Annotated in this window: 11 protein-coding genes and 1 tRNA gene; 4 read left to right on the top strand and 8 right to left on the bottom strand. The window is 57.9% G+C overall.

What is annotated here, in order from left to right:
• Positions 1-8: 8 nt before the first annotated feature.
• The 8 genes from DES53_RS20185 to DES53_RS20150 form a co-directional block, all read right to left on the bottom strand.
• Positions 9-5,066, bottom strand: coding sequence for a beta strand repeat-containing protein (locus tag DES53_RS20185; RefSeq protein ID WP_113960105.1), 5,058 nt, complete (start codon positions 5,064-5,066; stop codon positions 9-11).
• Between the two features lie 198 nt (positions 5,067-5,264).
• Entirely contained in the window at positions 5,265-6,737 is a 1,473-nt protein-coding gene (locus DES53_RS20180; RefSeq protein WP_113960104.1) for a DUF1501 domain-containing protein, read from the bottom strand.
• A gap of 21 nt (positions 6,738-6,758) precedes the next feature.
• The gene (locus DES53_RS20175; protein ID WP_113960103.1) at positions 6,759-9,959 is read right to left on the bottom strand and encodes a DUF1553 domain-containing protein; all 3,201 of its coding nucleotides are present in this window, start codon (positions 9,957-9,959) and stop codon (positions 6,759-6,761) included.
• 172 nt (positions 9,960-10,131) lie between these two features.
• Positions 10,132-14,487, bottom strand: a complete 4,356-nt coding sequence (locus DES53_RS20170) for an NHL repeat-containing protein (RefSeq protein ID WP_113960171.1) — start codon at positions 14,485-14,487, stop codon at positions 10,132-10,134.
• 96 nt (positions 14,488-14,583) lie between these two features.
• On the bottom strand, positions 14,584-16,155 hold the full coding sequence (locus tag DES53_RS20165; RefSeq protein WP_113960102.1) for an arylsulfatase: 1,572 nt from the start codon (positions 16,153-16,155) through the stop codon (positions 14,584-14,586).
• Positions 16,156-16,211: 56 nt separating this feature from the next.
• The gene (locus tag DES53_RS20160) at positions 16,212-19,400 is read right to left on the bottom strand and encodes an FHA domain-containing protein (RefSeq protein WP_113960101.1); all 3,189 of its coding nucleotides are present in this window, start codon (positions 19,398-19,400) and stop codon (positions 16,212-16,214) included.
• Positions 19,401-19,523: 123 nt separating this feature from the next.
• Positions 19,524-19,943 (bottom strand): hypothetical protein, encoded by a 420-nt coding sequence (locus tag DES53_RS33565; RefSeq protein WP_211325625.1) that lies wholly within the window; start codon positions 19,941-19,943, stop codon positions 19,524-19,526.
• A 32-nt stretch (positions 19,944-19,975) separates the two neighbouring features.
• Positions 19,976-20,716, bottom strand: coding sequence for a hypothetical protein (locus DES53_RS20150; RefSeq protein WP_113960100.1), 741 nt, complete (start codon positions 20,714-20,716; stop codon positions 19,976-19,978).
• A gap of 104 nt (positions 20,717-20,820) precedes the next feature.
• Here DES53_RS20150 and DES53_RS20145 point away from each other — a divergent pair.
• The 4 genes from DES53_RS20145 to DES53_RS20120 all read left to right on the top strand — a co-directional run bounded on the left by DES53_RS20145 (position 20,821) and on the right by DES53_RS20120 (position 25,697).
• A tRNA-Phe gene (locus tag DES53_RS20145) sits at positions 20,821-20,893 on the top strand.
• A 559-nt stretch (positions 20,894-21,452) separates the two neighbouring features.
• Positions 21,453-22,352 carry a hypothetical protein gene (locus DES53_RS20135; RefSeq protein ID WP_113960098.1) on the top strand — a complete coding sequence of 300 codons (900 nt, stop codon included), beginning with the start codon at positions 21,453-21,455 and terminating at the stop codon, positions 22,350-22,352.
• A gap of 369 nt (positions 22,353-22,721) precedes the next feature.
• Complete coding sequence (locus tag DES53_RS20125) at positions 22,722-24,215, top strand: DNA primase family protein (protein WP_113960097.1); 1,494 nt, start codon at positions 22,722-22,724, stop codon at positions 24,213-24,215.
• Positions 24,216-24,533: 318 nt separating this feature from the next.
• Positions 24,534-25,697: a ParB/RepB/Spo0J family partition protein gene (locus DES53_RS20120; RefSeq protein ID WP_170157248.1), complete on the top strand. Its 1,164-nt coding sequence runs from the start codon at positions 24,534-24,536 to the stop codon at positions 25,695-25,697.
• Positions 25,698-25,824: the final 127 nt, after the last annotated feature.

The raw sequence follows: 25,824 nt of genomic DNA, 5'->3' as shown, positions 1-25,824 counted from the left end.
CACACGCTCTACGAGGAGCTTTCACAGCGTCGCCTTCTCCGACGAAGCAAAGCCGCACCGAACGCCACGATGAACAACACCCCGCGGCCAGGCTCGGGAACGACCACGACGGAGATAAAGCCGGTCGTGTAAATCTGGCTGGTATCCCATTTCAGACCCAAGGCAAGGTCAGGAAGCTCAAACGTGTGAAAGCCACCGCTGTGATTGACTCCAGGAAGGACGCCCGCCCAGTCGATTAGCTTCCATGAATCTCCGATGGCCCAATCCAACATGGAGGTGCTGGTAGTATCCCGAACCTGCAGAACCCCATTGATAGCCACCTCATTGGCGCTCTTGAGCACGAGCAGATCATTGGCATAGAGCGGGCTGTTCACCCCGGGATCACGGTTGTAGATATCAAACTGAACGGTGCCGAGGAGCGATATGACACCACTGGTGACACCGTCACCGCCCGTCTGGAGTGTGAGCACGGAGGGAGCACCATCATTGGCGATTGTCTGATTGTGAGTTTTCCCCACCATGAGCTTCGCACCGGAGGAGACGGTGATGTTCATGTTCGCTTCTGGCGATGCCGCAGAGCCTGCTGCACGTCCTACATAACCGGTGCCTCCCAAGGTGGCCCCGGACGCCACAGTGACATTACCCGTGCCAGTCGCAGAGCCACTGAAGTTCGTAGCCAGAAGCGTGCCTTCGCTGACGGTGGTGCCTCCAGTATACGTGTTCGCTTCTGCGAGCGTGGTGACTCCGGCGCCAACCTTGGTCAATGCGTGTTCTCCAGTGATGACGGGATTCAAGATTAGGTCGCCAGCTCCGCCGACACTGGAGTCTGAGGCGAGGTGGATGGCGGAGGCATTCGCAGTGACTGTGGCGGTGCCTCCGCTGACCGTCACAGGGATCGGCGCATCGGGGGTATAGCCATATCCCGGATCGATGAGAGCCAGTCCATTGAGCACGAAGTTGGTGTCATTGGTTTCAGCGACGGCGGCTATACCGCCCGTATTGCCCGTAATGGTTACGATGGGAGCCTCAGTATAGCCAGTACCGGCACTCACCACCTCCACGGCGACGACTGTGAAGCGATCACTCCTGCCCGTGACCGTAGGATCCGTTCCCTGCGAAATGACAATGCCCCCGGAGAAGGTGACCGTGGGTGCAGCCCGGAAATTGGTACCAGCATTGGTAACCGTGATACCCACCACCTTACCGTTCCCATCCAATATGGCCACACCTGTGGCGCCATTCTGAAGCGTGACCGTAGGAGCCACCGAGTAGGTCGTGGTGCCGGAGGTGACCGTGTAGGAATCCGAGGTCACACCCAGTACAGGAACCACCACCGCACCGGAGCCCCCACCTCCGATTACGTTTACCCTGCCATTGGTGAGGCTAAAGTTGGTGCCTCCATTGGTCACGGTGAACGTGGCACTGGTCAGGCCGAGTTGTGTCGTGGCGAAGGCCTCCATCCCGAAGGTGGGCGAAGCGATGGAGACACTGGCATTCGCAGACCAGCCCGTGGAGGTGACCGAGGACACACTGAAGGAAGCTATGCCGCCGCCAACACTCGCCACGGAAGAGGTGTTGTTGTTCACCAACGCTCCTCCGCCTCCGACTCCGGAACCATTCAAGGTGATCACCTCATACACGTTGGACTGCCCGTTCAGATCCAGCGTAGCCCCGGACTTCACGGTGGTCCCTCCATCACCCGCCGCGTACCCCACCCCGCCAGCACCAAGCGCCTGGTTATTGCTGACGACAAGGGTCCCCTCCACCACGGTCGTCGAACCAGTGTAAGTACTCGCTCCAGAAAGCTCCAGAGTACCCGCACCACTTTTGACGAAGGCCAGGTTGTTGTTGGCGTGGTTGTTCCCCGCTTGGAAAGTGGTTCCTGTTCCACCCAAGGAGCCTGCATAGTTCTGCGAACCAGAAGCAACCTTCACCTCCAGCAAGCTCGTGTTCGCTGCGTCACCGCCGATCACAGCATTTGCCACCCCAGAACCTGACGTGGTGAGTCCAGCGATGGTTTGAGAGAAGCCATTGAGCTTCAGCACACCGGAATTGCCACCCAATCCCAACGTCACCTTCGTCCCAGTAGGAAGGCGATCGTTGCCGAGGTTGATCGCGAGAATGCCGTTCTGCACTTCAGTGTCGCCAGCATAGGAGTTGTCTCTTGCTGAGAGTTCCAGGCCGCCTGCGCCGGTTTTCACAAGGCCACCTGTACCGGTGACATTGCCGGTGAGCCTCAGCAAGGAAAAGCTGCCAGGTGACGTGCCATTGTCCACCTGGATACGCGAGGTGGTTTGGAGGAACACTTCACGGTTGAGCGTGGTTCTTGGATCGAGGAGCGGGCTCGTGTTCGCAGCATTCTGGTCAGTCAAGCGAATGGCGCCATTGCCTTGATAGCCGTCGCCATTGATCACGAAGCGCGTTCCGCCTGGAGTGTTGTTGGACGAGTTGAAACTGTCCGTGCCGTCGTCGTTCACCTCGTAGGTGCCGCCGTTGTTCACGGTGATCAATCCCACACTGCTGAGCTGATTGCTGTTAAAAAGCACCACCCCCTCATTGATGACAAGATCACCGTTGAACGTGTTGGAACTGGATCCAAAGGACATGGTACCAGCGCCAATTTTCGTCAGAGTACCAGAACCCTTGATATTTCCCCGTTGAAACGACTGGTTCGCACGGACATCCAGAATCGCTCCGGCTGATCCAATCGTGATCTGGCGCCCATCCGTGCCGGTACCTGCACCGGGCAGAGCATTGACTCCCGTAATGATCAATGTGGCGCCGTTGATGAAGACATGAGAGGTGGCCGCTCCCAAGTTCGCGGAGGCGGATATCTGCACCGTACCTCCATTGATGTAGGTGCCTCCCGTATACGTGTTGGTCCCAGTAAGAATCAGCACGCCATCGCCAGATTTTGTCACAGTCGTCGCGCCTGAAATCACAGAGTGAACTGTAAGAGCGCCTGCCGTGCTGTTTTGATGGATGAGAATCTCACCCGTGCTGGAGGCCAGGTTCCCACGGACACTGGAGCTACCGATGCTGGTCGCCCCGGCATTGGGCGTCACGAGCACGCCACCGCTCTCCAGAGTCAGCGTATCAGCTGCTGTAGCAAAGGTGACTGCTGCCGTACCAGTGATCCGCAAGGTATGGCTGGTCGCTCCTCCCGTAGTCACGCCTGTGTTGCTACCTATGCTGGTGTGCAAGCCCGTACCAAAGCTTGTGGTGTAGCTCGATGCATCCAGTGCAGTGATGTAGTCCATCCCATTCACCGCAGCCCAGTCGGATCGGTTGAAGGTGGCATAGCTCCCCAGGATTCCCCCCGATGTGTTTTTGGTAGTGGTGCCAATACGCGCCGTACCCACACCCGTGTTCACCGTAGCAAAGTCGATGGTAGCAGCGGTGTTCCGGGTGATGGCCCCGAGAATCACAGTGGCATCATTGTCCTGGCCGCCGATGACCACAAAACGTCCTCCACCTCCCAGAACACCGGTGCTGTTTCCCAAGAGCAATCCGCTGACCGTCTGATTCGTCGCACCGGTGCTGTTGCCCAGCACGTTCAACGAGCCACCATTGAGAGTCAGTGACGCTGTCTGGCTGAGTTTGGAACCGTTGTTGACCGTATAGTCCAGGACGAGGGTGCCACCACTCACGGTAGTAGCGCCCGTGAAGGTATTGGCGCCCCCGAGGATGGCAGTCCCACCTCCAGTCACGTTGAGAGTGTCAGTATTCCCCGTCGCACCACTCGCGCGCAGGAGATTGCCCGTGAAAGCGACCGTGCCTCCAGTGGTCGTTTGCACCGTGAGGCCTTTGGCAGCAGCAGTATTGCTACCCATGATGACATTACCGCTGTAGGTGACAGTACCAGAGTCATTGAGACCGCCAAGCCTTGCAATCCCTGTGTTCCCCGTGCGTATGCGGATATTGCGGCCAATGCTGACCCCGGCTTTCCCAATGAGCAGGGTGGCGTTGGCCGTGCCTGTCGTGTTGCCCATGACTACTTCCGAAGTTGCATTTCCCAAAGCTCCCGTGACTCCAGTACCACCATTCGGTGCGTTGGCATTTACAATGAGACGGCCGCTATTCACGGTGGTGGCACCTGTGTAGTCGCTTGCAGAACCAGAAAGCACGAGCGTGTGGCTCCCTCCCTCAACTGTAACGTTCGGCGAGTTGGTTGAGCCGGTGAGTTTTCCAGAGACTTCATAGTAACCGGCGATGCTTACCCCGACGCCGCCCCTGATATTGATGGTTCCAGCCCCCATGATCGCTCCCATGCCTTCACCATTGGCATTGAAGTCAAAGGCAGCTCCCTCCCGAACGTTAAGAATGGCAGATCCCGAGAACAGATCTCCAACACTGGCGCCACCGAAACGCACGGTGCCAGCACCGCCGACATTGAATGTCACGTTGGTCAAGCCTCCCAGATCGCCGACATTGAAACTGTTCGCCGCGGTGTTGCTGTTGACGAAGTTCAGAACCAAACCTGTCCCTGAACCAGTGGTGGAATAAGTGACATCATCTGCCAGTGAAATCGTACCGGAGCCGGCATTGATGAACGTTTGTTTGGTGCCAAGGCCAAAAGTCTGGTTCCCCTCCAGAAACAGCAAGCCAGAGCCGGCATTGGTCACGGTTGCGTTTCCGCTGTAGACGAGGGGAGCCGCAATCGTGGTGTTACCTGCACCGCTCACCTTGAGCTCAGGAAGCTCAGCCAGACTGGAACGCGTAAAAGTGATCTGATTTGATGTATCACCCGCCACCCTGACAGTGTTCCCTGCTGCCGAGTTGACGACGAGCTCGTTCAACGTGAACCCGCCAAGGTCATTGGTCGTGGTGTAACTGTAATCACCATGGAACACAAGGTGCATGGAATCATGGCTGCCCGGCACTCCAATGGGAAGCCACGCAGACGGATCACTCCACACAGTATCACCAGAGGACCAGACGGACTGCGCATGCACCGTCAGGCTGGTGAAGGCAACGGCGATGCACGCAAGACCAACGACTTTAGTCTTGAACCAGGATGAAGAGCTGCGGGAGGAACAACGACGGAGTACTACAGATGGGGGCATTGGGGGCCCCGTTAGTAAGCAATCCCCGCGCTGACGCAGTTTCTATTGGGTGACCTTTCTGTTGCAAAGCACGGCACATCCGTGTGCGCGCACACATATGTGTGAGCGCGCGTCACTATTTAGCGCAGCCCAGGAAAATCATCGAAATGGAATAAGCGACACTTCAACACCGGGCCAGTCTCACTCGCACTCGGCACCCTAGCTAATGAGCGCCTTTACCAGATGTGCTTCTTCCACACCGGTGAGTTTGCCATCAAGGCCCTGGTGCTTGAAGACAAAACGGTCGTGATGGAATCCCAGAAGGTGCAAGACCGTGGCGTGGAAGTCTCGGATGTGCACAGGATCCTTCACGATGTTGTAGCTGAAGTCATCGGTCTCACCGTGGATAGCGCCCCCTTTTGCACCGCCGCCAGCCATCCACATGGTGAAGCAGCGTGGGTGGTGATCGCGACCGTAGTTCTCCTTTGAGAGACCTCCCTGGGAGTAGATCGTACGACCGAATTCCCCACCCCAGATGATGAGCGTGTCATCGAACATACCTCGCTGCTTGAGGTCCTCGATGAGTGCATGACAGGGCTGGTCGACATCCTTGCACTGGCTGGGCATGCGACCGGAGACATTGGAGTGGTGGTCCCAGTTGTTGTGATAGACCTGCACAAACCGCACGCCGCGCTCAGCGAGACGGCGAGCCATGAGGACCGAGTTGGCAAACGAACCCGGTGTCTTTGCGGCCTCACCATACATCTTGAAGGTATGCTCGGGTTCGCTGGCGAAGTCCGTGAGCTCAGGAACGCTAGCCTGCATGCGGAAGGCCATCTCGTACTGCTGGATGCGCGTCTGCGTCTCAGGATCCCCCATGCGTTGGAAGTTCAGCGAGTTCAGCGCATTCAGGCCGTCGATCGTACGGCGACGCACAGAATCCGGAACGCCGGGTGGATTGTTGATGAAGAGGATGGGGTCACCCTTGCTGCGGAAGGAAACACCGGCATGCTCACCGGGCAGGAAACCGCTGGACCAGAGGCGGGAGGAGATGGCCTGCTCCTGTTCACGATTGGTGGGCGTGGCCACCAACACCACAAAAGTGGGCAGATTTTGATTCATCGACCCAAGACCATAAGAGGCCCAAGAGCCGAGACACGGACGACCCGTGACCTGATTGCCCGTCTGCATGGCAGCAATCGCAGGCTCGTGATTGATGGCCTCCGTATGCATGGAACGGATGAAGCACATGTCATCCGCGCTCTTGCTCAAGTAGGGGAGGAGGTCGGCATTCATCCACATGCCACACTGGCCAGCCTGCTCGAAGCGGAACTTGGAGGGTGCGATGGGGAACCGCGCCTGACCGCTCGTCATGGTGGTGAGACGCTGCCCCTTGCGCACGGAGTCTGGCAGATCCTTGTCATACCACTTCTGCATCTCCGGCTTGTGATCGAAGAGATCCATCTGCGAGGGACCGCCCACCATGTGCAGGTAGATCACACGCTTGGCTTTCGGCGCGAAATGCGGCCCTAGCGGCACGGCACCATGGTTCACGGACGCAGATGCCGATGCTTGTTGGAGAAATGCCTCACCCAACAGCGACGTCAACGCAGCGGAGCCAAGCAGATGTCCACCGCGCGTGAAGAAGCCCCGGCGGGTTTCCATGGGATTGAAAGGAAAGGAAGTATTCATGACAATGAAAATCGACGGCGGTTATTTATTCAGCACCTCATCGAGGTTCATGATCTGATTGCAGACCATGGTCCATGCGGCGAGTTGCGATGCATTCAGGGAGGCATCCGCCTTGGTGGTTCCGACTGCGATCAATGCGGCAGCATCCTCTGGCTTCGATTGATAGTAGGCCTGTAGATCCTTCAGGCTCGCCTGAAGGATGGTTGTCTCCTCAGGCTTCAGTGGGCGACAGAGTACGCGACCGGTGATGTACTTCGTGATTCCCTCCGGATCGCCCTTCGCCTGGACCATGGCATGCTGGGCGAGGTTCCTCGCGGCTTCCACGAACTGTGGGTCATTCATGGTCACGAGCGCCTGAAGCGGCGTGTTGGTACGCTCGCGACGCACACAGCTCGCCTCGCGACTTGGCGCATTGAAGGCCTCCATGTTTGGCGAAGGCGCCATGCGTTTCCAGAAGTTGTACAACGTGCGGCGATAGAGACCTTCGCCCGTGTCCTGCACATAGTTGCGCGTGTTCCCGCCGGCGAGCCCTACAATCTCCCAGATATTCTCCGGCTGATAAGGACGCGTGCCGGGTCCACCCATGGTGGGTGACATCGTGCCGCTCGCGGCAAGCGCGTAGTCGCGAACCATCTCCGCATCCATGCGGAAACGGGGGCCACGGCTGAGCAGGGCATTGTCCCGGTCCTTTTCCAGCTTCTCCGGAGTGGCGAGAGCCGCCTGCTTGTAGGCAGCGGAGGTGACCATCAGCTTGAACATGTGCTTCACATCCCATCCGCTTTCGCGGAACTCGACGGAAAGCCAGTCGAGGAGTTCAGGATGGCTCGGTGCGCTGCCCATGATGCCGAAGTCTTCGCTGGTTTTCACCAATCCCTGGCCAAAGAGCTCTTGCCAGAAACGGTTCATCGTCACCCGTGTGGTGAGCGGATGATTGGGGTCGATCAGCCACTGCGCGAGTCCCAGCCGGTTCTGCGGCGCATCCTTTGGCATCGCAGGTCCAAGAGCCACAGGAGTGGCCGCGGCGACGGTTTCGCCCTTCTTATCATACTCGCCACGCATCAGGATGGGAGTCATGGGTTTGACGTTCATAACCTCTTCCTGCACGTGGGTGATGGGGCTGCGCGCCTTGATATCTGTCTTCTCTTTCTCAAGGTCGACCACAGCCTTATCGAGCTTCTTGTAGGACTCATCACGCGTGACGAGGTAGTGATCGTACAGGGCGTTGTGCTGCTGTGGTGTGCGCTTGTCCGAGGTGGCTGCCAGAATGGCGCGCAGCGGCCCCATTTCGGAGATGCGTTTCACTTCAGCCGGCTTGAGTTCGCGAGCATAGACACGCGCGTCCTGAACGGAACCGCCCTCAAATGTCTGCACATCACTGCGCTGGCCGATGCGCAACGGTGTCTGTGTGCGGATGCTGCTGCTGCGCTTCAGTGACGCATTCTCCGTGTTCAGCTTCTGATCCACACCATCGATGTAGATCTTGATGCCATTCGCTTTACCGGAGCCGTTGTAGGTGACAAACACATGCTGCCAGGTGCCAGGCTTCAGCACCGCATTGCGCGTGCTGACCTTGAGGGCGTCCTCTGGCCAATCGCTCACGATATGAACGGCGAGGCCACGATCTGCCTGGAAGAGATCCCAACCACGGTATTGCGCCTTCTCATCCATGCGGGCAATGATCCCGCCGAAGACGCCATTTCTCCCCGCCTTGATCCATGCGCCATAGCTGAAGGACTGCTTCTGCTCAAAGTCACCTTCTTCACCGAGCACAAAGGTACTGCCCGACTTCAGAATGGGAGCAGGTCCGAGCTTGCCATCTGGAGCCCATGAAATCTCACCCGTCGCCTTGATGGTACGAGGCGGCCCGCAAATGGCCTGCACTTCATTGCCGGTGCCTTCGTTCAGCGGCACATGGGCCACAATGCCTTCGGACGGCACATCCTTGTCCAGTGTATCCGGTTTCGCAGAGGCAAGCCACTGGCTGAACTCGGGGCGCGCCGTTTTCTTACGATCGGTACGGGCGGCGGTCGCCACTTCGATTTCCTTGGGCAGGGCCGTCCAGCGCACCTTGTCCTTCTCTGACGGTACCACGAGGATGGGTCCGCTATCCTTCACATTGCCATCCTTCGCACCCTGCGTGGTATTCCTGAAGAACGCCGCGAGAGCGTAGTAGTCTTTTGCGGTAATGGGATCAAACTTGTGATCGTGGCACTGGGCGCAGTTTACCGTGTAGCCCATGTAAACCCAACCGAGGGTCTGCACGCGGTCGGCAGCATAGAGGGCGAGATTCTCCTCATCGATGGTGCCACCTTCGTTGGTGGTGATGTTGCAGCGCTGGAACCCTGTGGCGATCAATTGCTCATCCGTACGATTGGGCAGAAGGTCACCGGCAATCTGCTCAACGGTGAAAGCATCAAATGGCTGGTTCTTGTTGAAGGCATTCACCACCCAGTCGCGGTAGAGCCACATCTCGCGATAATTATCAAAGTGGAGGCCATGGGTATCCGCATAGCGCGCAGCATCCAGCCAGTAACGTGCGCGATGCTCTCCGTAGCGCTTCGAGTCCAGGAGACGCTCCACGAATTTTTCATAAGCGTCAGGACGAGTATCGCTCACATAGGCCTCCACTTCTTCTGGCGAGGGCGGAAGGCCGGTGAGGTCCAATGTCACGCGGCGCGCGAGGGTATATTTATCCGCTTCCGGTGCAGGGGTGAGTCCCACGCTCGCGAGCCTTGACTGAACGAAGCGATCAATCGGATTCTGCGTCTCCGCATTCACTCCCGGTACGGTGGGCAGTGCGGGACGCTCCGGCTTCACCAGGGACCAATGGGGCTGCCAGGACGCGCCCTGCTCAATCCACCTCTTGATGAGTTCCTTCTGCTCCGGCTTCAGATCTTTATGCGACTCCGGGGGTGGCATCACATCATCCACATCCTCAGTGACGATGCGCTGATACAGAGAGCTTTTCTCCGGCTGTCCCTTTACCACAGTGGAGTCACCGCCATCACGCGCGGCAAAGAACCCCTCTTCCGTATCCAGGCGCAGGGACGCTTTGCGCGTCCCGGGGTCCGGCCCATGACAATGGAAGCACGCCTCCGCGAGAATAGGGCGGATATCACGGTTGAACTGGACCGCGGATGGTGGCGTGGAGGCAGCATGGACTGCCCCACTCGCCACAGTGGCAGTGATGGCAAGGGTGGTAAGAAGGTGACGAGCGCTCATCAGAAAGTGACGATTCTGGACATTTTAACGTCTTCAGATGCGCAATTCCAGCACCCTGAAGGCGCAAGAAACACATCGGGCAAAATGTCGTTAGTAAGCGTCAAATATCGGGAACCTGTCCTCTTTGGACACCCATGGGCAGGATGGCAATATCATCCATGCCAGGGCTGATCTACTCCATCCGCCACTTCCCCCACAGCTTCGGTGTCAGCTCGGCCTCACTGGGCACATCCGCCGTGATGGCTGTGGCCTTGTTTGACCAGTAGACACGCTGGGTGGTCTGAAAGTTGGCACCACGCAATACTCCGAGGTCAGCGGAGAAGGAGTCCCCGGCCTTCGGCTTCCAACCCAATACCTCAAGGGGAACTCCGAGCTCGTAGTTGCCGGAGCCATCTTTCGCGAACTCCACTTTCGAGGTGATATCTTCGACCACATCGATGGAGATGGAACGCCATGGACTGCTGAACGCCACTGGCTGGGTAGTGCCCGGCACCTTGGCACGGTAGAGCATGGCGAGCGGCTTGTCCTTTACCAGAGTCACCAGGAGGCGAAGGTCCCCCGGCACCGGTGAAGGGCGGTCTGGCTTTGCAGTGGCATCCGTGCCAAGCATAAGGTCAAGACATCCGCCTGTTTTGAAGATCGACTGGGGACTCTCGGCACTGTTGTTGAGCAGATCCTTCTCCGTGGTGCGCCATGCGGCAAAGAGACGCCCCCGGCTCACGGTGACAGCAGCGCTCACTTCATACGGTTTGGAGTCGCTGTTGAAGTTGGCCTTGATGCCACGGCGGTCGATGGATGCCCAGTCGGTGGTGGCCGGCCAGTCATTCAAATTCCCATCCACCGTGGGGGCATCGTCACGTAGCTTGACCTTCAGAATGCCACTTCCGCGAGCCTTCTGGCGCGATGCCTCCACACGTGCATGCCAGTCGCGCGACTTCTCCAAATCTGCTGTAGTGACAGTGATGGCCTGCTCTGGAAGACGCTTGATAGTGTCCAATCCATCCACACGGACGAGGCTCGTGCGAGCGCCATCGATGAGGAATACCCTGCCATCGGGTGTTTGCGTGATGCTTGGCCAGAAGTTCTCATCGTGCAGGGAGACATTCGTCACGTCCATGTTGCGGATGGCAACGGGCGCAGCCCAGTTCGGACGCAGACGGATGTCATGAAACAAGGTGGAGACAAAGAGCCCGTCCGCAGTGAAGAGGTACATGTTCCCCATGTTGCCATTGATGCAGAACATGGGACCGCCATCACCGCGTGGTTGCACCCAGCCACCCAGCAGGCGCGTGTGCCCCACCACCATTCCCGGGCGATCCGGCACCGCAGCCTCGTGGCTGGCATGCAGGCCCGGCCATGCACTCGGATAGCTCCAGCGCGGCTCGCCGTTGTACATTCCGCCTAGACCATACGGAGAGAAGGGAGCAGGCGCGTTCGTCAAGAGAGTCCAGCCGGAAGGATGCATCATCGCCTGGTTCCCACCACTCGAAGGAGGCTGGCCCCCGGAAGGCCCTATGATCTCAGGCGCATCAAGCTTGTAGAGAGGTGCGCCTTTGCCAGTGAATCCTGCAGGTGAATAGCGAACACTATTCTCGCTGTAGCGAGCGACCACAAAGGAAAGGTCCGGCATCACCGTGACGCCGCGCATGGAACCCTTGAGCACGGTGAATTCATCTGCTTGCGGATGCGCGTCTCCGCTCCTGTCTGTCCATGCAAAGCAGGCCTGCTTGTCCGCCGGGGGATTCTCTTCTTCGAGCTTGGTGCCTTGCGGCCAGATGCCTGAAAGCTCAGGGGCTCGAAGAGCACGCCACGCATGGGCACTGCCAAGCGCTGCCACAAGATGCGCCGTGGCGCCATCATCCTTCCAGAGGAAGGCCACTTGATCACCGCCGGTTGGATTGTGGGTGTAGCAGCTCGTGAAATACCGCTCGCCCTTGCGTGACTCAGGATACAACGGTGTGTCTGGCGAGTAGTGCCCGCCATGGGCCTCCATCAACTCGTCTGGCCGATGAAACACGCGTACGAGTTCATCCTTGCCCACGGCCCAGTCGAGTTTGAACTCCAGTCCCTTGTAGAAAAAGACATTCGCATCTCGGGAATCCAGCACCCCGCCCCCACCATATTCCGTGGGCCCGTAGAAGGCGCGATCGAGCTTCCCGTCCTTGCCCCATACGGACACACGACGGGGAAAGTTATCCGCCTCCGCAATCCACAGTCTTCCCTGGGAATCGAGTGCGAGGCCATTGGGGTTGTTGATGTGGATCGGATCGTACTTCCCAACCTTGGGCGCCCCCGCCTTGCCCACCGTGCGTAGCAGCTTGCCCTGCGGAGAGAAGATTTTCACTTGATGACTCTGTCCACGATCGGAGACAAAGAAATTGCCGGCATCGTCTGTGAGCACATGACGAGGATCATCCAAACCCTTGTCGATGATGACTTCGGCATGTCCCAGCTTGTTGGGATGCAACGCGTCCAAGGCGGGATGACGGAGGAGTTTAGCACCACTGATCACCAGCAGGCGCCCTTGGGAATCGAATGCCACACCCCGCGGATTCTCCACTGGCACACGGCCAAGCATCTGCGCGTTCTTCGCATCCACGAAGAAGAGCTCATTCTGACGAATGAGTGAGCCGACAAGAATGCCGTCATGTGCCGCAATGCCTGCGAGCACAAACTGCTTCCCTCCCCCATCATAGCCCTCGAGTTCCGTTGGCTTCACACCATCGGAGGGTTTCTTGATATTGGGATCCTTTCCGAGGACGGTCTTGAAGATAGGACGGTCCTCAAGCTTGCGGGTCTTCGCCGTGAGGCGGAGTTCGCCATCCCATATCGAACCAACATAGCACAGGTCATCACCAATGGGACGACTGCCTGCATCAACCGCGAGTGTCGGTGCACCGGTCCATGTGCCACCTACCCAGCCCTGTCCGCCGAGCTTGGTCCCATCTTCCTTCACCCACTGGAGCCCATGACCTCCTTCGGCCACGTAGGCACCCATGAAGATCAGCGGCACGCCATCCGCTGTACGGGAACCAGGGACAAACACCATGCTCGTGGGTGGCGTGTGCGTGGTCATCCAGCAGCCCGTCTTGTCGGCCGTCATCCACGCCGGCCTGCCCGCGCTGTAGATGCTGAATTCATAGTGCAGGGACACCGGCTTCCGCCACAGGCCGCGCACCTTGTATTCACCGGGTATCACCGGTCGTGTGGGAATGTGATACACCCCATGTCTCGCTGCCTGGGGATCCCGCAACAGATCATCACTGCCATCCCACCATGCGACATTCTCACCGGCTGGAAAGAGTGTTTCACTGACGAGATTGCGCACACGCCGGTTGTCTTTGTCCTCGATCACGAGTGTGACAAGTCCGGCTTCGGGGAGAGTAAACTTCACGGGAATGGGAGGCGGTTCCTCCTCGGCTCTGGGCAAGACGATGGAAGCGAGTTCCTTCTCACCCAGCTTCGTGATCGCCAGCACATCTCCAAGCCACACTCGCTTGCCTTCCTTCACCTTGCTGGTGAGGTGCGGATGATTCGACTTTGCACCGCCGGTGATGCGCAAACGTAGCGCCCGCGTCTCCACTTCCTTCTCAAAGCCCAGCCAATGCGGCCCCAGTGGCAGGGGATAGAGCGCATCCATGTCGCGTCCTTGGGTTACCTGCTTCCAACTCGATGTCGGGGCCTCACGCACGGACTCTTCTCCTCCAATGAAGGCATCCACATCCACGCTCTGAAAGCCGGTCCACAGCAGGCAAATACCGCTCAGTCTCACTGGCTTGGGCCACGTAAGCGTCACGATCTCCGGATGCTCCTGACTTACCGCGAGCGCAGCACCGTCCTCTCCGTTGTCCCAGGTCTGCCACTGCTTGTTGTGCGACTCATCCACCAGCTTGGTCGACACATCATCACGCGCGACAGACTGCACAAGGGCTTGCGGTGCCACATTGCCCACGCGGTCCGGCAGCAGCCACACCCCACCGAGCCAGCCATTCATCTCCCGATCCCCAGGTGCCGGCACATGACTGAAGCGCAAGGCACGCGTGGTCGTTCCCTTCGGCAGCACCCATAGACCATAGGCATCCTCGGTGACTTCATCTTGAGTGGCCACCCCGTTTTGCAGGCGCTCCGCAGGGATCCACTGCGAGTCATCCGCAAGGTTGCCTGGATAGGGAGCGCCCGGCTTCAAGACGCTCAAAGCTCCACCCCCACGCACCAGCACGGAACCCAGTTCGACCGACTTCACAAAACCCACACGTAGATGCCGTGCGCCTGCATCCCTCCCCTCGCCGTAGCGCACCCCGCGGAACTCGGGCTTGCCACCCTTCACCCAAATCACGGCTGAAGGCCCGCCCTTTGCGGTTTCTTCTGCGATGGCAACTTCTGCGCCCCCCACGGACGACGCGAACACGGCCTTGTCGAGATCGGCAGCACCGGGAATCGGCTCCACATGGATCGGAGATTCTGCGCAAAGGGAGGCGCTGAGGAAACAGAACACAACGGGGAATGATAAGAGGCGCGAGAGGGTCATGGTGCGGGCAGCGGAGATGCGGGAAGGAAACGCTCTCAGCATAGCTGGAGCATCACCTCGTCACGCAAATAAATCCCGTGCACCGCGCAAACTCCGTCAATCGGCGCCCTTCTTGCCACCTACCTGCCGTTGTCGATTGGCCTCAAAAGTCTTCGCCTTGTCCGGATCCATGCGCTCGTAGTCTTCCGGGGTGGGGCCACCGCCAAACTGCTTCCAATACAACTCGGCAAACGGATTCAACCTGGGGCCGACAGCGTTTTCATTGAGGTCGTACTGACCCTTGAGTGATGACCACCATGCGTCGTACGCATCCGTCAATTTCTTTACCACGTCCGGATGGGTTGCGGCGATGTCGGTCTTCTGCGCTGGATCCGCAATCACATCAAAGAGCTGCCACCTGGGTCCGGCGTTCTTTGGAGCCTTGGGCCCGCGAGCGACCTCGCTCACCAGAGTGTATTGGGTATTGCGCACCGAGGCGTTGCTCAACTTCGCAGCATCAGGGGACGTTCCCTTGGGCCAGCGACCGACGTGTGCAAAGAGGAAACGGTCATCCCATTTCGCGGACGAATCCTCCAGAAGCGGCACCAGATTGCGCGCTTCGGCCGATTGCTGAAGCATCGCCTCATCCAGCTTTACACCGGCTATGGATGATAGGGTGCGGAAGAAATCGATGTGAGCAGCAAGAGCATTGCAATTGGCCGGCTTCAGCGTCCCCTTCCATCGCCAGAAGCTGATGGCACGCACACCGCCAATCCACGGTGAGCCCTTGGAACCATGCATATCGGCATTGAATACCTGCACTCCTGCCGTGCCGCCATTGTCGTTCATGAAGATGACGAGTGTATTCTCCGCAATGCCCCATTCGTCGAGCTTTGCCAGGAGCTTGCCCACATTCTCATCGATGTTGTGCAGCATGCCGAAGAAATTGGCCACGGCTTCATTGGGCGTCTTGCCCTCATACAGCGCCCTGTCTTCCGGTTTGGCAATGTATGGTCCATGCGGTGCATTCGTGCTCAGCCAGCAGAGGAAGGGCTTGTCCTTCTGGCTCTTCGTGGATTCGATCCATTTCGTGGCCTGTGTGAAGAAGACATCCGTGCAGTAGCCCTTGGTCTTCTCAAACTTCCCGTTGTGAAGAATGGCAGGATCAAAGTAGCTGTTCCCAGGAGCATCGCCACAACTTCCCGGATAGCTCTGGCCGATGCCCCCGGCACCATGGATGAAGGTTTCGTCAAAGCCGCGCTTGTCCGGTCGATACGCCTCCTCATCACCGAGATGCCACTTGCCGAAGATGCCCGTGGCATAGCCAGCCTTCTGCAGCACCTGCGCAAGAGTCACCGAATCGAGGCGCAGACGCTCGCGCTCCAGGATGGTGTGCGTGATGCCGTTGCGGAACTCATGACGTCCTGTAAGCAAGGCTGAGCGTGTCGGCGCACACGTGGGGCTGTTGTGCCAGTTGGTGAAGCGCACACTTTCCGCATGCATCCTGTCCAGGTTGGGCGTCTTCAGCACAGGATTCCCGTGCACCGACAGATCTCCATACCCCTGGTCATCGGTCAGGATGAAAATGATGTTTGGTCTCTTGCCTTCCAGGGGTGCAGCGCCGCCCGCAGTGGACAGCATCAACCATGAAAAGAGAGCGAGGGAGAGAGAAAGCCAGCGAGAAGTCATGTCCCGCTGTAACGAAGGCATTAGACCTCTCCTGTCATGAACTAACTCTCCGGCAGCTACTCCCTCTTCCTTGGCACCACCACGGTGCGCAGATTGGGTCTTGCCATGATGCCTTCCTTCGCGGGTTCTGCGTTTTGCTTCACCTCGGCGAGACGGGCGTCCTGCTCAATGAGCCTCTTCTGCGCTATCTCCATCTCCGTGGTCACGTGTTGCAGCCGCTTGACTTCGGTGTTCTTCGTCGTGATGAGAGCTTCCAGATCGGTGAGTTCCCGCCGCAGGGCCACCACCTTGCTTTCGGTGCTCTGCAGTTCAGCCCCCTTGAGCTTCAGCGTGGAAGCTGTTTCTTCCAGGGAAAGAGCCGTGGCCTTGTAGCGGCCTTGCAGTTCCTGCACTTTCGCCTGCGCCGCCTTCTCTTCGGCCGAGAGCTTGCCGAGCATCGCACGGGCATCGTCTGCACCCTTGCGAGCCTGCTGGTGCTGTACTTCCGCATTCTTCGTTTCGGACTGCATGGACTGCATGCGGGCGGCGAGATCCTGGAGCTTCTTCACTTCCGCCTGCAAGGGTAGCAGACGCGCCACCTCAGTCTCAAGTGCCTTGGCCCGTGATGCCAGGGCCGATTCCTGCTCCTGCAGCGTCTTCAAACGAGACGCTGCACCCTGCTCTTCACCAGCCACCTTCTTCAGGCGCTCATTGGCCTCGCCTGTTTGTTTGCGAATGGTCTCCAGTGCACGTTCCAGTTGTCCTTTGGACTCCTCGTGCGAGCGCAAGGTGTTGGCCACGTCCTTGAGTCTGGCCTCCTGGTCCAGCAACTCCTGCACCTTCGCGGCAGAAACTTTCAACCTCGCTTCGACTTCTTGCAGCTCGGCCCTGGAGTCTTGAAGAGTCCGCACCTCGCGTTGCAATCCGGCGAGGCGGTACTTTTCCTCTGCCACCTCGTTGGTGACTTCTTCCAGGGATGCCTTGGTTTCACCAAGGGATTTTTGCAGCGTGGCGGTCTCACCTTCCACGCGCTTCTTGCCAAGTTCCACCAACTTGAGGTCGTCGCGAAGCTTCTCCATGCGACTTTCGAGAGTCGCAGCTTCCGCAAGCTTGGATTCCAGTTCTTTATTCTTCTGCGCGAGTTCGCTTTGCTTCTTTTCTGCGGCGGACTTCTCCACGCCCAGTTGCTGCACCTTCTTGGAGAGACTGGCCAGATCATCCTCCTTGGTCGTGATCGCAGCCTTGATTTCAGTGGCCTTCAACTCACCGGCGACAGCGGCGGCCTCTGCCTGGGTGACTCGCTCCTGCTCCGCACGGCAAAGCTCGGCCAGCGAGTCTGCCACTCGGCGATGCTCGGTGGCAGCCGCCACCAATTCGGAGAGCTTCTTCTCATGATCAGAGACGTTGCCCAGCAGCTTCTCCACCCGGGTCTCCTGCTCCGAGGCACGTGCCTTCGCCTCCTCGGTGCGCTTCGCCGCACCGTCATGCTCCTTCTGGAGTTGCTCGAGCTGGCGTTTTCGATCTTCCGCAGCGGTGCCGAGCTGCATGGTCTGGGTTTCGATCTCCCCTTTCTGCGCAATCAGCTTCTCAATGTCCGCCATCAGCGCGTGCTTCTCCGTCTGCGCCTGCTCCACAGACTTGAGCACATCCTTCAAGCCGGTTTCGCCTTCACGCAGCAGCTTGAGGGTGGATTCATGCGTTGATTCCAGCCCCTGCACGGTCAGTCGCAGTTCAGAGGACTCCTGAGTCAGGCGGCCTGTCTGCTTCTCCAGATCCTGCCGCGCCTGGGCCAGCTTCGAGAGGCCGTTCTGCATGGTCCGCAGCTCGCCCTCCGCATGACGCAGGGCGTCCTCAGCGTCCTTCTTGTCGGTACGCAGAGTGGCGATCTCCGCAGCCATCGACTTCTTTTCCTCGACACTCTTCGCGACGGCTTCGCGCAAGGTTTCCTGCTCCTTCTTCGCTGCAGTTTGCTCCTTGCGGACAGACTCCAGTGTACTCTGAGCTTCCTTTTTCTTGCTTTCGACCTCGGTGAGTGAATCGCGCAGGCTCTTCTCCTGCGACTTCAGCTTGTTGATCTCGGAGGAAACAGTTTCGACGTCCTTCTTCGATGATTCCAGCCTGCCCTCCGATTCTTTGAAGAGCCTGGCTTTTTCCTTCAATCCCGCCTCGGCCTCGCTGAATTTTTTCTTTACGACCTCAAGAGCGGCTTCAGTCTCCTGATGCGCCTTCCGCTGGGCCTGCATTTCACCCATGAGTGTCGCAGCGAGCTTCTCGCCTTCCTTACGCACCTTTTCGTGTTCGTCCTTGAGGCAGACCAGCTCCTTACCAGTCTTGGCCACTTCATCCTTCGAAGAGCCAAGTTCGTCCGAAACCTTCTTCAGCGCTTCCTTTCGCTCTTCGAGCTGGCGACCGACTTCGGAGATTTCCTTCTTCTTCTCGTCCAGTTGGGTGTTGGCTTTCTCCAGGTCCGCCTTGCGCAGATCCGCCTGCCGCACGGACTCCGTCAGGACAGACTGCCGCTCTTCAATGCGCGTATTGGCCTCAGCCAGTTCTTTGTCCTTCGCTTCAATCTGGCTCGTGATTTCTTCGAGCTTCGCTTTCCGCTCCTCGAGCTGCGCAGTCTGGTCGTCGAGCTTTGCCTGCTGCTTCTCCACCTCTGCGATCTGCTCATCCAGCTTCGCCTTCTGTTTCTCAGCGTGCGCAGTCTGCTCGTCCAACTTCGCTTGCTGTTTGTCAGCCTGCTCGGTCTGCTCGTCCAGCTTCGCCTTTTGCTCCTCGATCTTCCTTGTGAGTTCCGCCAGTTCGGCAGTCTTCTGCTCCACGGCCTTCTGCCCATCGGGCTCCGGGAGCACCTTCACCTCGGAGGTCGCAAGCTTGATGCTTGTTGTCTCCTTTTTCGACTTGGGGGGCTCAGGGACCTGACTCGTGATGGTGGAGGTCCTGTTCCGCGCCAGCACCGGTTCACTGATGGTCTGCTTCTCGCCAGCCAGGAAACGTCCACGAAGCGCCCCGAAGGTGAGTTGATCCCCATCCTTCAGATCACGCGAACGCACCCGCGCCCCATTGACGAACGTGCCGGATACCGAACCGAGGTCGCGCAGATGAAACCCGCCGCTGGCCGTGGAAACGATCTCCGCATGACTCGGAGAAACACTCGCATCCTCCACGACCACGTCGTTCCCATCCGCGCTGCCAAGTGTGATGTTGCCGGCAAGAGGGACGACAATTTCCTGGTCGTCATCAATAACAAATAGCAGGGTCGCCATGGGAGATGGGAGCAAGGGAGAAAGCAGAGCTGCGGATCGGGAATAGGGACATGTGGCAGCAAAAGCTGCAAGGGAAATCAATGGAGCGAAGTCCAATCCATGACGGAAGAAAAACCCGGCGGCTCAGCGACGGTTGCGGGGCTTCTTCTTGGCAGTTTGCACGGGCTTTTTGCGTCGGGAGGAAGTGCCTTTCTTTGCCACCTTCTTGCCCACCTTTTTCGCAGGGCTCTTCACGGCCTTTTCCGCGGCTTTCCTGACTGGTTGCGACCGGTGCTTTTGGGCAACTTTCCGAGGAGCAGGGTTCGAGGTCGCGGGCTGCTCTTTGGTATTCCATCCCTTGGGAGCAGGGATGCCCTTGCTGGACCAGGGGGAGCCTGCCTCCTTCCAGGCCTTTCGAGCCTCTTCATAGGTCTTCCCCCGGTCGTCATCATCCACTCCAAACTGGAAGCCGCAGGAGGGGCAGATTTCATAGGAGCCACCACCCGAAGGGGATCTCGGAGGTTCAGCGAGGTTGGGATAACCGCACACAGGGCAGACGTGCATGATCGTGGAAGTAGATGAGTTGGTGAAAGTGGCTAGCGGGGCGAGCTAACAGGGCGCTTCAGGGTGATTTTCCGCCCCGGCTGACGGGTGAAATAATCCGGGCTGCCCGGCTTGAAGTAGGTCTTCGTGGTGCCATCCCGATTGTACGCAGCGAAGGCCTTGCTCTTTGGGTCCCAGACCCGGATGGTGCCATCAGCATCGTCTAGCTTGGCAGGGAGCCCTTCATCCATCGCACGTTGCAGGAATTCCCATGCCTGACGGGCGTAATCCTCGGGTGAAGCGGAGCCGAAATCAGGCCCGTGGCGGTCATAGTGATCCTGCAAGGTACGGTGGTTTCCCCAAGTCTTCCGGGCAGGCGGAGCCATGGGCTTGGCTTTGGTCTCTACCTTTGGCTTGGCGGCTTCAGTCGTGGCCTGAGACTTGCCTCCAGCGGGTGGCGGTCGGGCCACGCCGGGTTCCTTGGTGGAGAAGGTACCAGTCTTCAGCCTCACTTTCGCGGTGGCGATGCTGTAGTGATAGGTGGTGCCTGGCTTGAGGTTGGAAAAAGTCACCTCGTGCTCCAGCCCCACGGGTCCCTCTGCTTTCTGGATCAGGCTCTCCAGGCTCAGTCCCACCGAAGCCCGGGTGCCGCAGACCACATCCGTCTTCCATGTGATGCTGGCCGAGGTATCGGTCGCAGTGACCACCGGCCCCTCCACCACCTCCACGGCGCACAGGGGACTCAGTGTCACCACCCACATCCATGCCAGCACACCGGGAATGAGCCACTTCATACCGCCACCTTAGAAAAACGGAATTCGCTTAGCAAGGCTGAGAAAAAGCACTTTCCCCTTGCACGCAGCCCGCGACACGACATACTGCCCGCCCCAACCGAAAAGGCTCGATAGCTCAGTTGGTAGAGCAGAGGATTGAAAATCCTCGTGTCGCTGGTTCGATTCCGGCTCGAGCCACCTCTTTCATTTTGAGGTGTTTATGTCGGCACCAGATAGCTGAAAAGGTCTGTAGGTAAGACCTCGGGTAACAGGTTCGAGGAGATTTCACTACGTTTGGAGATGTTTGGACGGAGTTATTTTTTCGACGCAACGGCTATGCGTCCACAGCTGTCACCCTACTCAAAGAAGCCGGCATCCCTCAGGCTGTCGTCATGGAGCTCATTGGTCATGACAGCGAACAGATGAGCCAGCACTACACCCACGTCGGCCAGGAAGCTCTGAAGAATGCGACTGAGGCTTTGCCTGATTTTACGGCACCCCAGAAAGGGCCATAGGAACTCTGGTAGTGTAAAATTCTTCCCAGCCCCTGTGCTTCATCGCAGGATGTCTCTTTCCGAAAGGGGCTATCCCCGGACGGTTCGGACGTTTCCTTTGAACACCTTCGGTAGCACGGAGACTGCCGGACGAAGCGGAGCCGAGCTCAAAAAGCGAGCCGTCACTCACAATCGAAACAATTCAGCGTGGTTCAGCGCCATTCAAGGCTATCCGACGTAACGATCAGAGAAGCCACAGATGCATGAATGGATCCGCGAAACGAGCACCCTCCAAGCTTTCCAAGGAAGATTGGGACTTCAGCGAATGCCCCGGTGATGAAAAGCAGTACTGCTTGGAATATGAGCTCGCTCGGGAATCGAAAAAGGCAATTGAACAGGTCAAACATGGCCGGGAGAGTGAATGGGCACTCACTTGTTCAGATCCCTGCGCAGCAGACTACTACTGGCAGAAGCGATGGAGTGCATTTTACTCAACACTCTCACAATTCCCTCAGATTCCATGGCTTAAAGTCCCGGCCAAAATCAGGACGAAGGCAATGAAAGCTGTGGCCCCATTGGAAGGGCCATTGCTGACGATTGCACCCCCTCGCCTCTTCGATGAAGATGGTGAGTATCGAGAGTTCCCACAGGACACCGGATTTCAAGAATTGACATCAGTTCACGCGATAGAAGTGGACTGGGCTGCAAGTGACGAAGCTCTGAAGGCAAGCTTTGAGAAGTGGCTCGAGAGGCACCGCCCTTCATTCTTCCCAGTGAAGGAGACCAGAGGACGCACGGATGCGTTTGAGCTCCTAAAGTTGCTGGGTGCATTTCGATTGTTGCGTCACTATGGCAACTGGGAAGACGCGTTAAACGCCGTAGGGGACGAACATTGCGGTGAGCATGCGCCGAGGTATGCCAGTGAATCTTCCTGGAACCGAGCTCGGAGGCAGGCAGAACAGCTCATCACACACGGCTTTGTTCCTGGGCCGGGTCGGAGTGTCGTACAGATTATAGACAATGCGGAGAGGTCTGCCATCGAGAAGGCGAAAGCGAAGGCATTCTTGGCGATGCAGTCCCGAATGGAACAGCGTCGGCTCGCAAAACTGAAGGCGGAGCACGTTCTGGATGAGATCACGCGCCGATTTACTGGGAGCGCATAAAAGCCTTTTTTAGCCGTCTCGCGAGACGACTTTCACTGTGGAAGGCTGGGTTGTCATGTTAACCCAATTCCATCCACCAAAAATATCAAGTCCCCGAAAATCAGAGGTCACGGAGCCTGAAGATAGTCCCGCAATCAACCTCCTTCCGGCTTTCATCCGCCTCCCGAAATCACCTGCGCAATGCCCTCTTACAGGGCTCTCGCGCTCAGCACTCAACGAGCTCATTCTGCCTTGTGCCGCCAATGGGTACAAGCCGCCGGTAAAGAGCATCGTGCTTAAGAAGAAGCACGCCGTTCGCGGTGTGCGTCTGATCCACGTGGGCTCGCTTCTGAACTACCTCAACAGCCTCAACGGCGAGGAGGTGGCAGTATGAGCGAACTCATCCAGTACGAAATCATGCCTTCGGCGGACGGTCGTGACGGTAATTCCTCACTTCCACCCGAGAACGAGCAGGTCAACACGCCTCTCGATGCCATTGAGCAGAGGGAAGGCGAATACTTTGAGGACACCGAGAAAACGGTGCTCCTCAACTGGACAGCCTTGGCTCAGAGGTACGCACAGCATGCTGGGGTGTGTTGGGACGACAACTCCCAGCAACTCCGCCAGTACAGTGAGGACACCGGCGTCTGGAAGCCTAAGAACTTCCATCAGGCCGTTCGAGAGGTTAATCAACTTGTGAAAACGCTTGCACGGGAGCGGGATATCCCCCTCTCGAAGCTCAATCACAAGGTGACCCCCCAGATGAGCAGCAAGGTCATCGAAACCCTGAAGGGCTACAGCTCCTTCGGCGATAACTTCGACCACGAACCTCGATTGCTGCTCGTGAAAAATGGGGTCCTGGATCTCTCAGGCTCCAAGCCCAAGCTCCGGGCGCCTCAGCCAGAAGACCGGTTTACGGCGCAGATGCCTGTGAACTTGAAACCGATGCTGCAATGTCCGCGTTGGGTGGAAGACCTGCTTAAACCGGCGCTGAAGCATGAGGATGACCTTCCTTTGCTTCAACGTGTTCTGGGAAGCATGCTCGTGGCGGGGAATCCGGCGCAGGGCATTCTCGTGCTCACTGGGAAGGGCGGCACTGGCAAAAGTACGGCTATCTCCGTATTCGAGGCCATTATTGGCACGCACCGGATGGCTCACCTGCGCACGGAACAGCTCTCTACCCGATTCGAGACGCACTCGTACCAGGGCAAAGATCTGCTGGTCGCGAAGGACGTCACACCTGACTTCCTTCAGAATGGGGGCTCGTCGCTAAAGTGGCTCACCGGGGCAGATCGCATTGAGACGGAACAGAAATTCGGAGGCAAGCACCATCTCGAAGGCAAGTTCAACGTCATCGTCACCGCCAACGAACTCCCCTTGCTCAAGATTGCAGGGGATGCCGAGGCGTGGCTTAGACGAATGATCCCCATCGAGTTCAGCAAGAGCCCCTCCGAACGCATCGCGAACTTCGATAAGGTGCTGCTGGAAGAAGAGGGAGACGGAATTCTGTGCTGGCTGGTTGAGGGCTACCTCGCGGCTAGGGAAGAAATTCTACGCACCGGATTCTTCAGCCTCACCGAGGAGCAAAAGACGCGCAGGCAGGACTTCGTCAATGCATCACAAAGCGAAGTGGTGTTTGTCCGCGATGCTCTGGCACCAGGGACGAACGACATGAGCGTCGAGGAGATCTATCACGCGTATGCGGAGATGTGTCGCGAACACGGGTGGAAGCCCCTGTCCGAGCGCAAGCTTCAAAACGCCTTAGGAGAGCTCATGTTAACCCATCATGGCCTGCATCGGAGCCATGACATCAAGCGGGATGGAAAGTCAGTCCGCGGTTTTCGCGGGATTGCCGTCAAGCGCGATGCGACAGAGGCACCGTAATATGTTTGGCGATATCCGTCGATATCTAGCTGCTATCTTTCGTTAGATAAAACACACTTTTCCGTTGCATAACATAACCATATAGCGCATACTCGACTCACTTCCTAGTGACCTCTAGTTCCACTTGGAAGTTGCGTTCTCTTACCCGTGGCAGCCTTGATGATGAAGGCGCCAAGCTCCAGCCAGCGCGATCCGAAACACGGTCGCTGGCGGAGTCAGGGTGAAATTCTTGCGACGGCCGTACTCGAGACGGCAATGCTGGCCCCGATGCCCTGGGGCGGTTCCTATATCCAATCGCAAAAACAGAATTTTACTACCATGAAATTTTCATCATCAAACATCGACGAAGCAGTCTCCGGCTCCGAGTACAAGAACATCTCCCCCGCTGCCCTCATTCCCCATCCTTTCAATGCGCAGCTTTACGGGAAGACAGACGCCGACCAGGGCCTTGAAGAATCCGTACGCGAGCACGGAATCCGGACCCCCATCATCATTGATAGCAAGAACACCATCATCAGCGGCCACAGAAGGCATGCTGCAGCCGTCGCATGCGGCCTGGAATCGGTGCCTGTCATCGTCATCGCAAGGACGCTCACCGAGAATGAAGCTCATGAGAGAATCCTTGATGGAAATCAGTACAGGACGAAAACCACCGAGCAAAAGCTTCGGGAGTATCGAGAATACCGTCGCATCGAATCAGAGAAGGCCAAGCTCCGCCAATCCACCAACGGACCGGAGGGTGTGAAGAAGTTTGCACCCGCTGAAAAAGGCAAAGCTCGCGACATCGCCGCAAAGAAGGTGGACCTGTCAGGCGTCACTGCGGCCATGGGATTGAAGGTGCTGGACAAAGCAGATGAGCTCCGGCGCGACGGCGCAATCGACGAGGCTGATGAATTGCTCCGCATTCTTAATGAGGAGTCGATCCACGCCGCTGGAGAGGTCTTGAAGACAAAGGGGCTGCAACCCTTGCGCGCTCGCACGCAGGTTAGCGATGTGGAAGATGAAGCTGAAGGTCCCGCCCAAACTGATGTCTCCGGCGAGGTCGAAGACGAGCAGGGGGAACCGGAGCTCCCTCATTTTCGGATGCAAGGCACCGCTAGAAAGCAGATCACGACCGGGAAGGGGCTAAACCTAGCGGAACTCGGAAGTGCGCTGAAAGCGGTATTTGACGCGCCAAAGCCAGCCCCAGCCCCCTATATCGCGAGTTCCTCTCAGTCGGAGGCGGTCGAGGAAGACAGGGGCACTGAGGATGAGGTCATCCCTGCACCGCCTCTTGTCGAAGAGGATGGTGAACCGGAGGAGCTGGCACGCAGGAAATGGGACGCGAAGGACCTTGATCAGGCCATCGACCTTCTCGACAACATCACTGATGGCCTTCGCTCCCTCGATACTTTTCCGGCGGAGCGAATTCAGGAATGGAAAGAGTTCGGCGACTACTTCTTCCGAACCCTTAAGAGCCTGGGCGTGGAGATTGATATCTAAGCAATAATGAGCCTCGTTCCGGCCACCAGCTGGGACGGGGCTATCTCTTCATTAGAATCCGCCTCGACATGGTACAACCTCCCCTCGGACGTCTCGGACCACTTTTCTCAAGTCGGTTGGGAGTTTG

This window comes from Roseimicrobium gellanilyticum (assembly GCF_003315205.1).
Lineage (GTDB): Bacteria > Verrucomicrobiota > Verrucomicrobiia > Verrucomicrobiales > Verrucomicrobiaceae > Roseimicrobium > Roseimicrobium gellanilyticum.
This window is presented reverse-complemented; position numbering and strand designations above follow the sequence as displayed.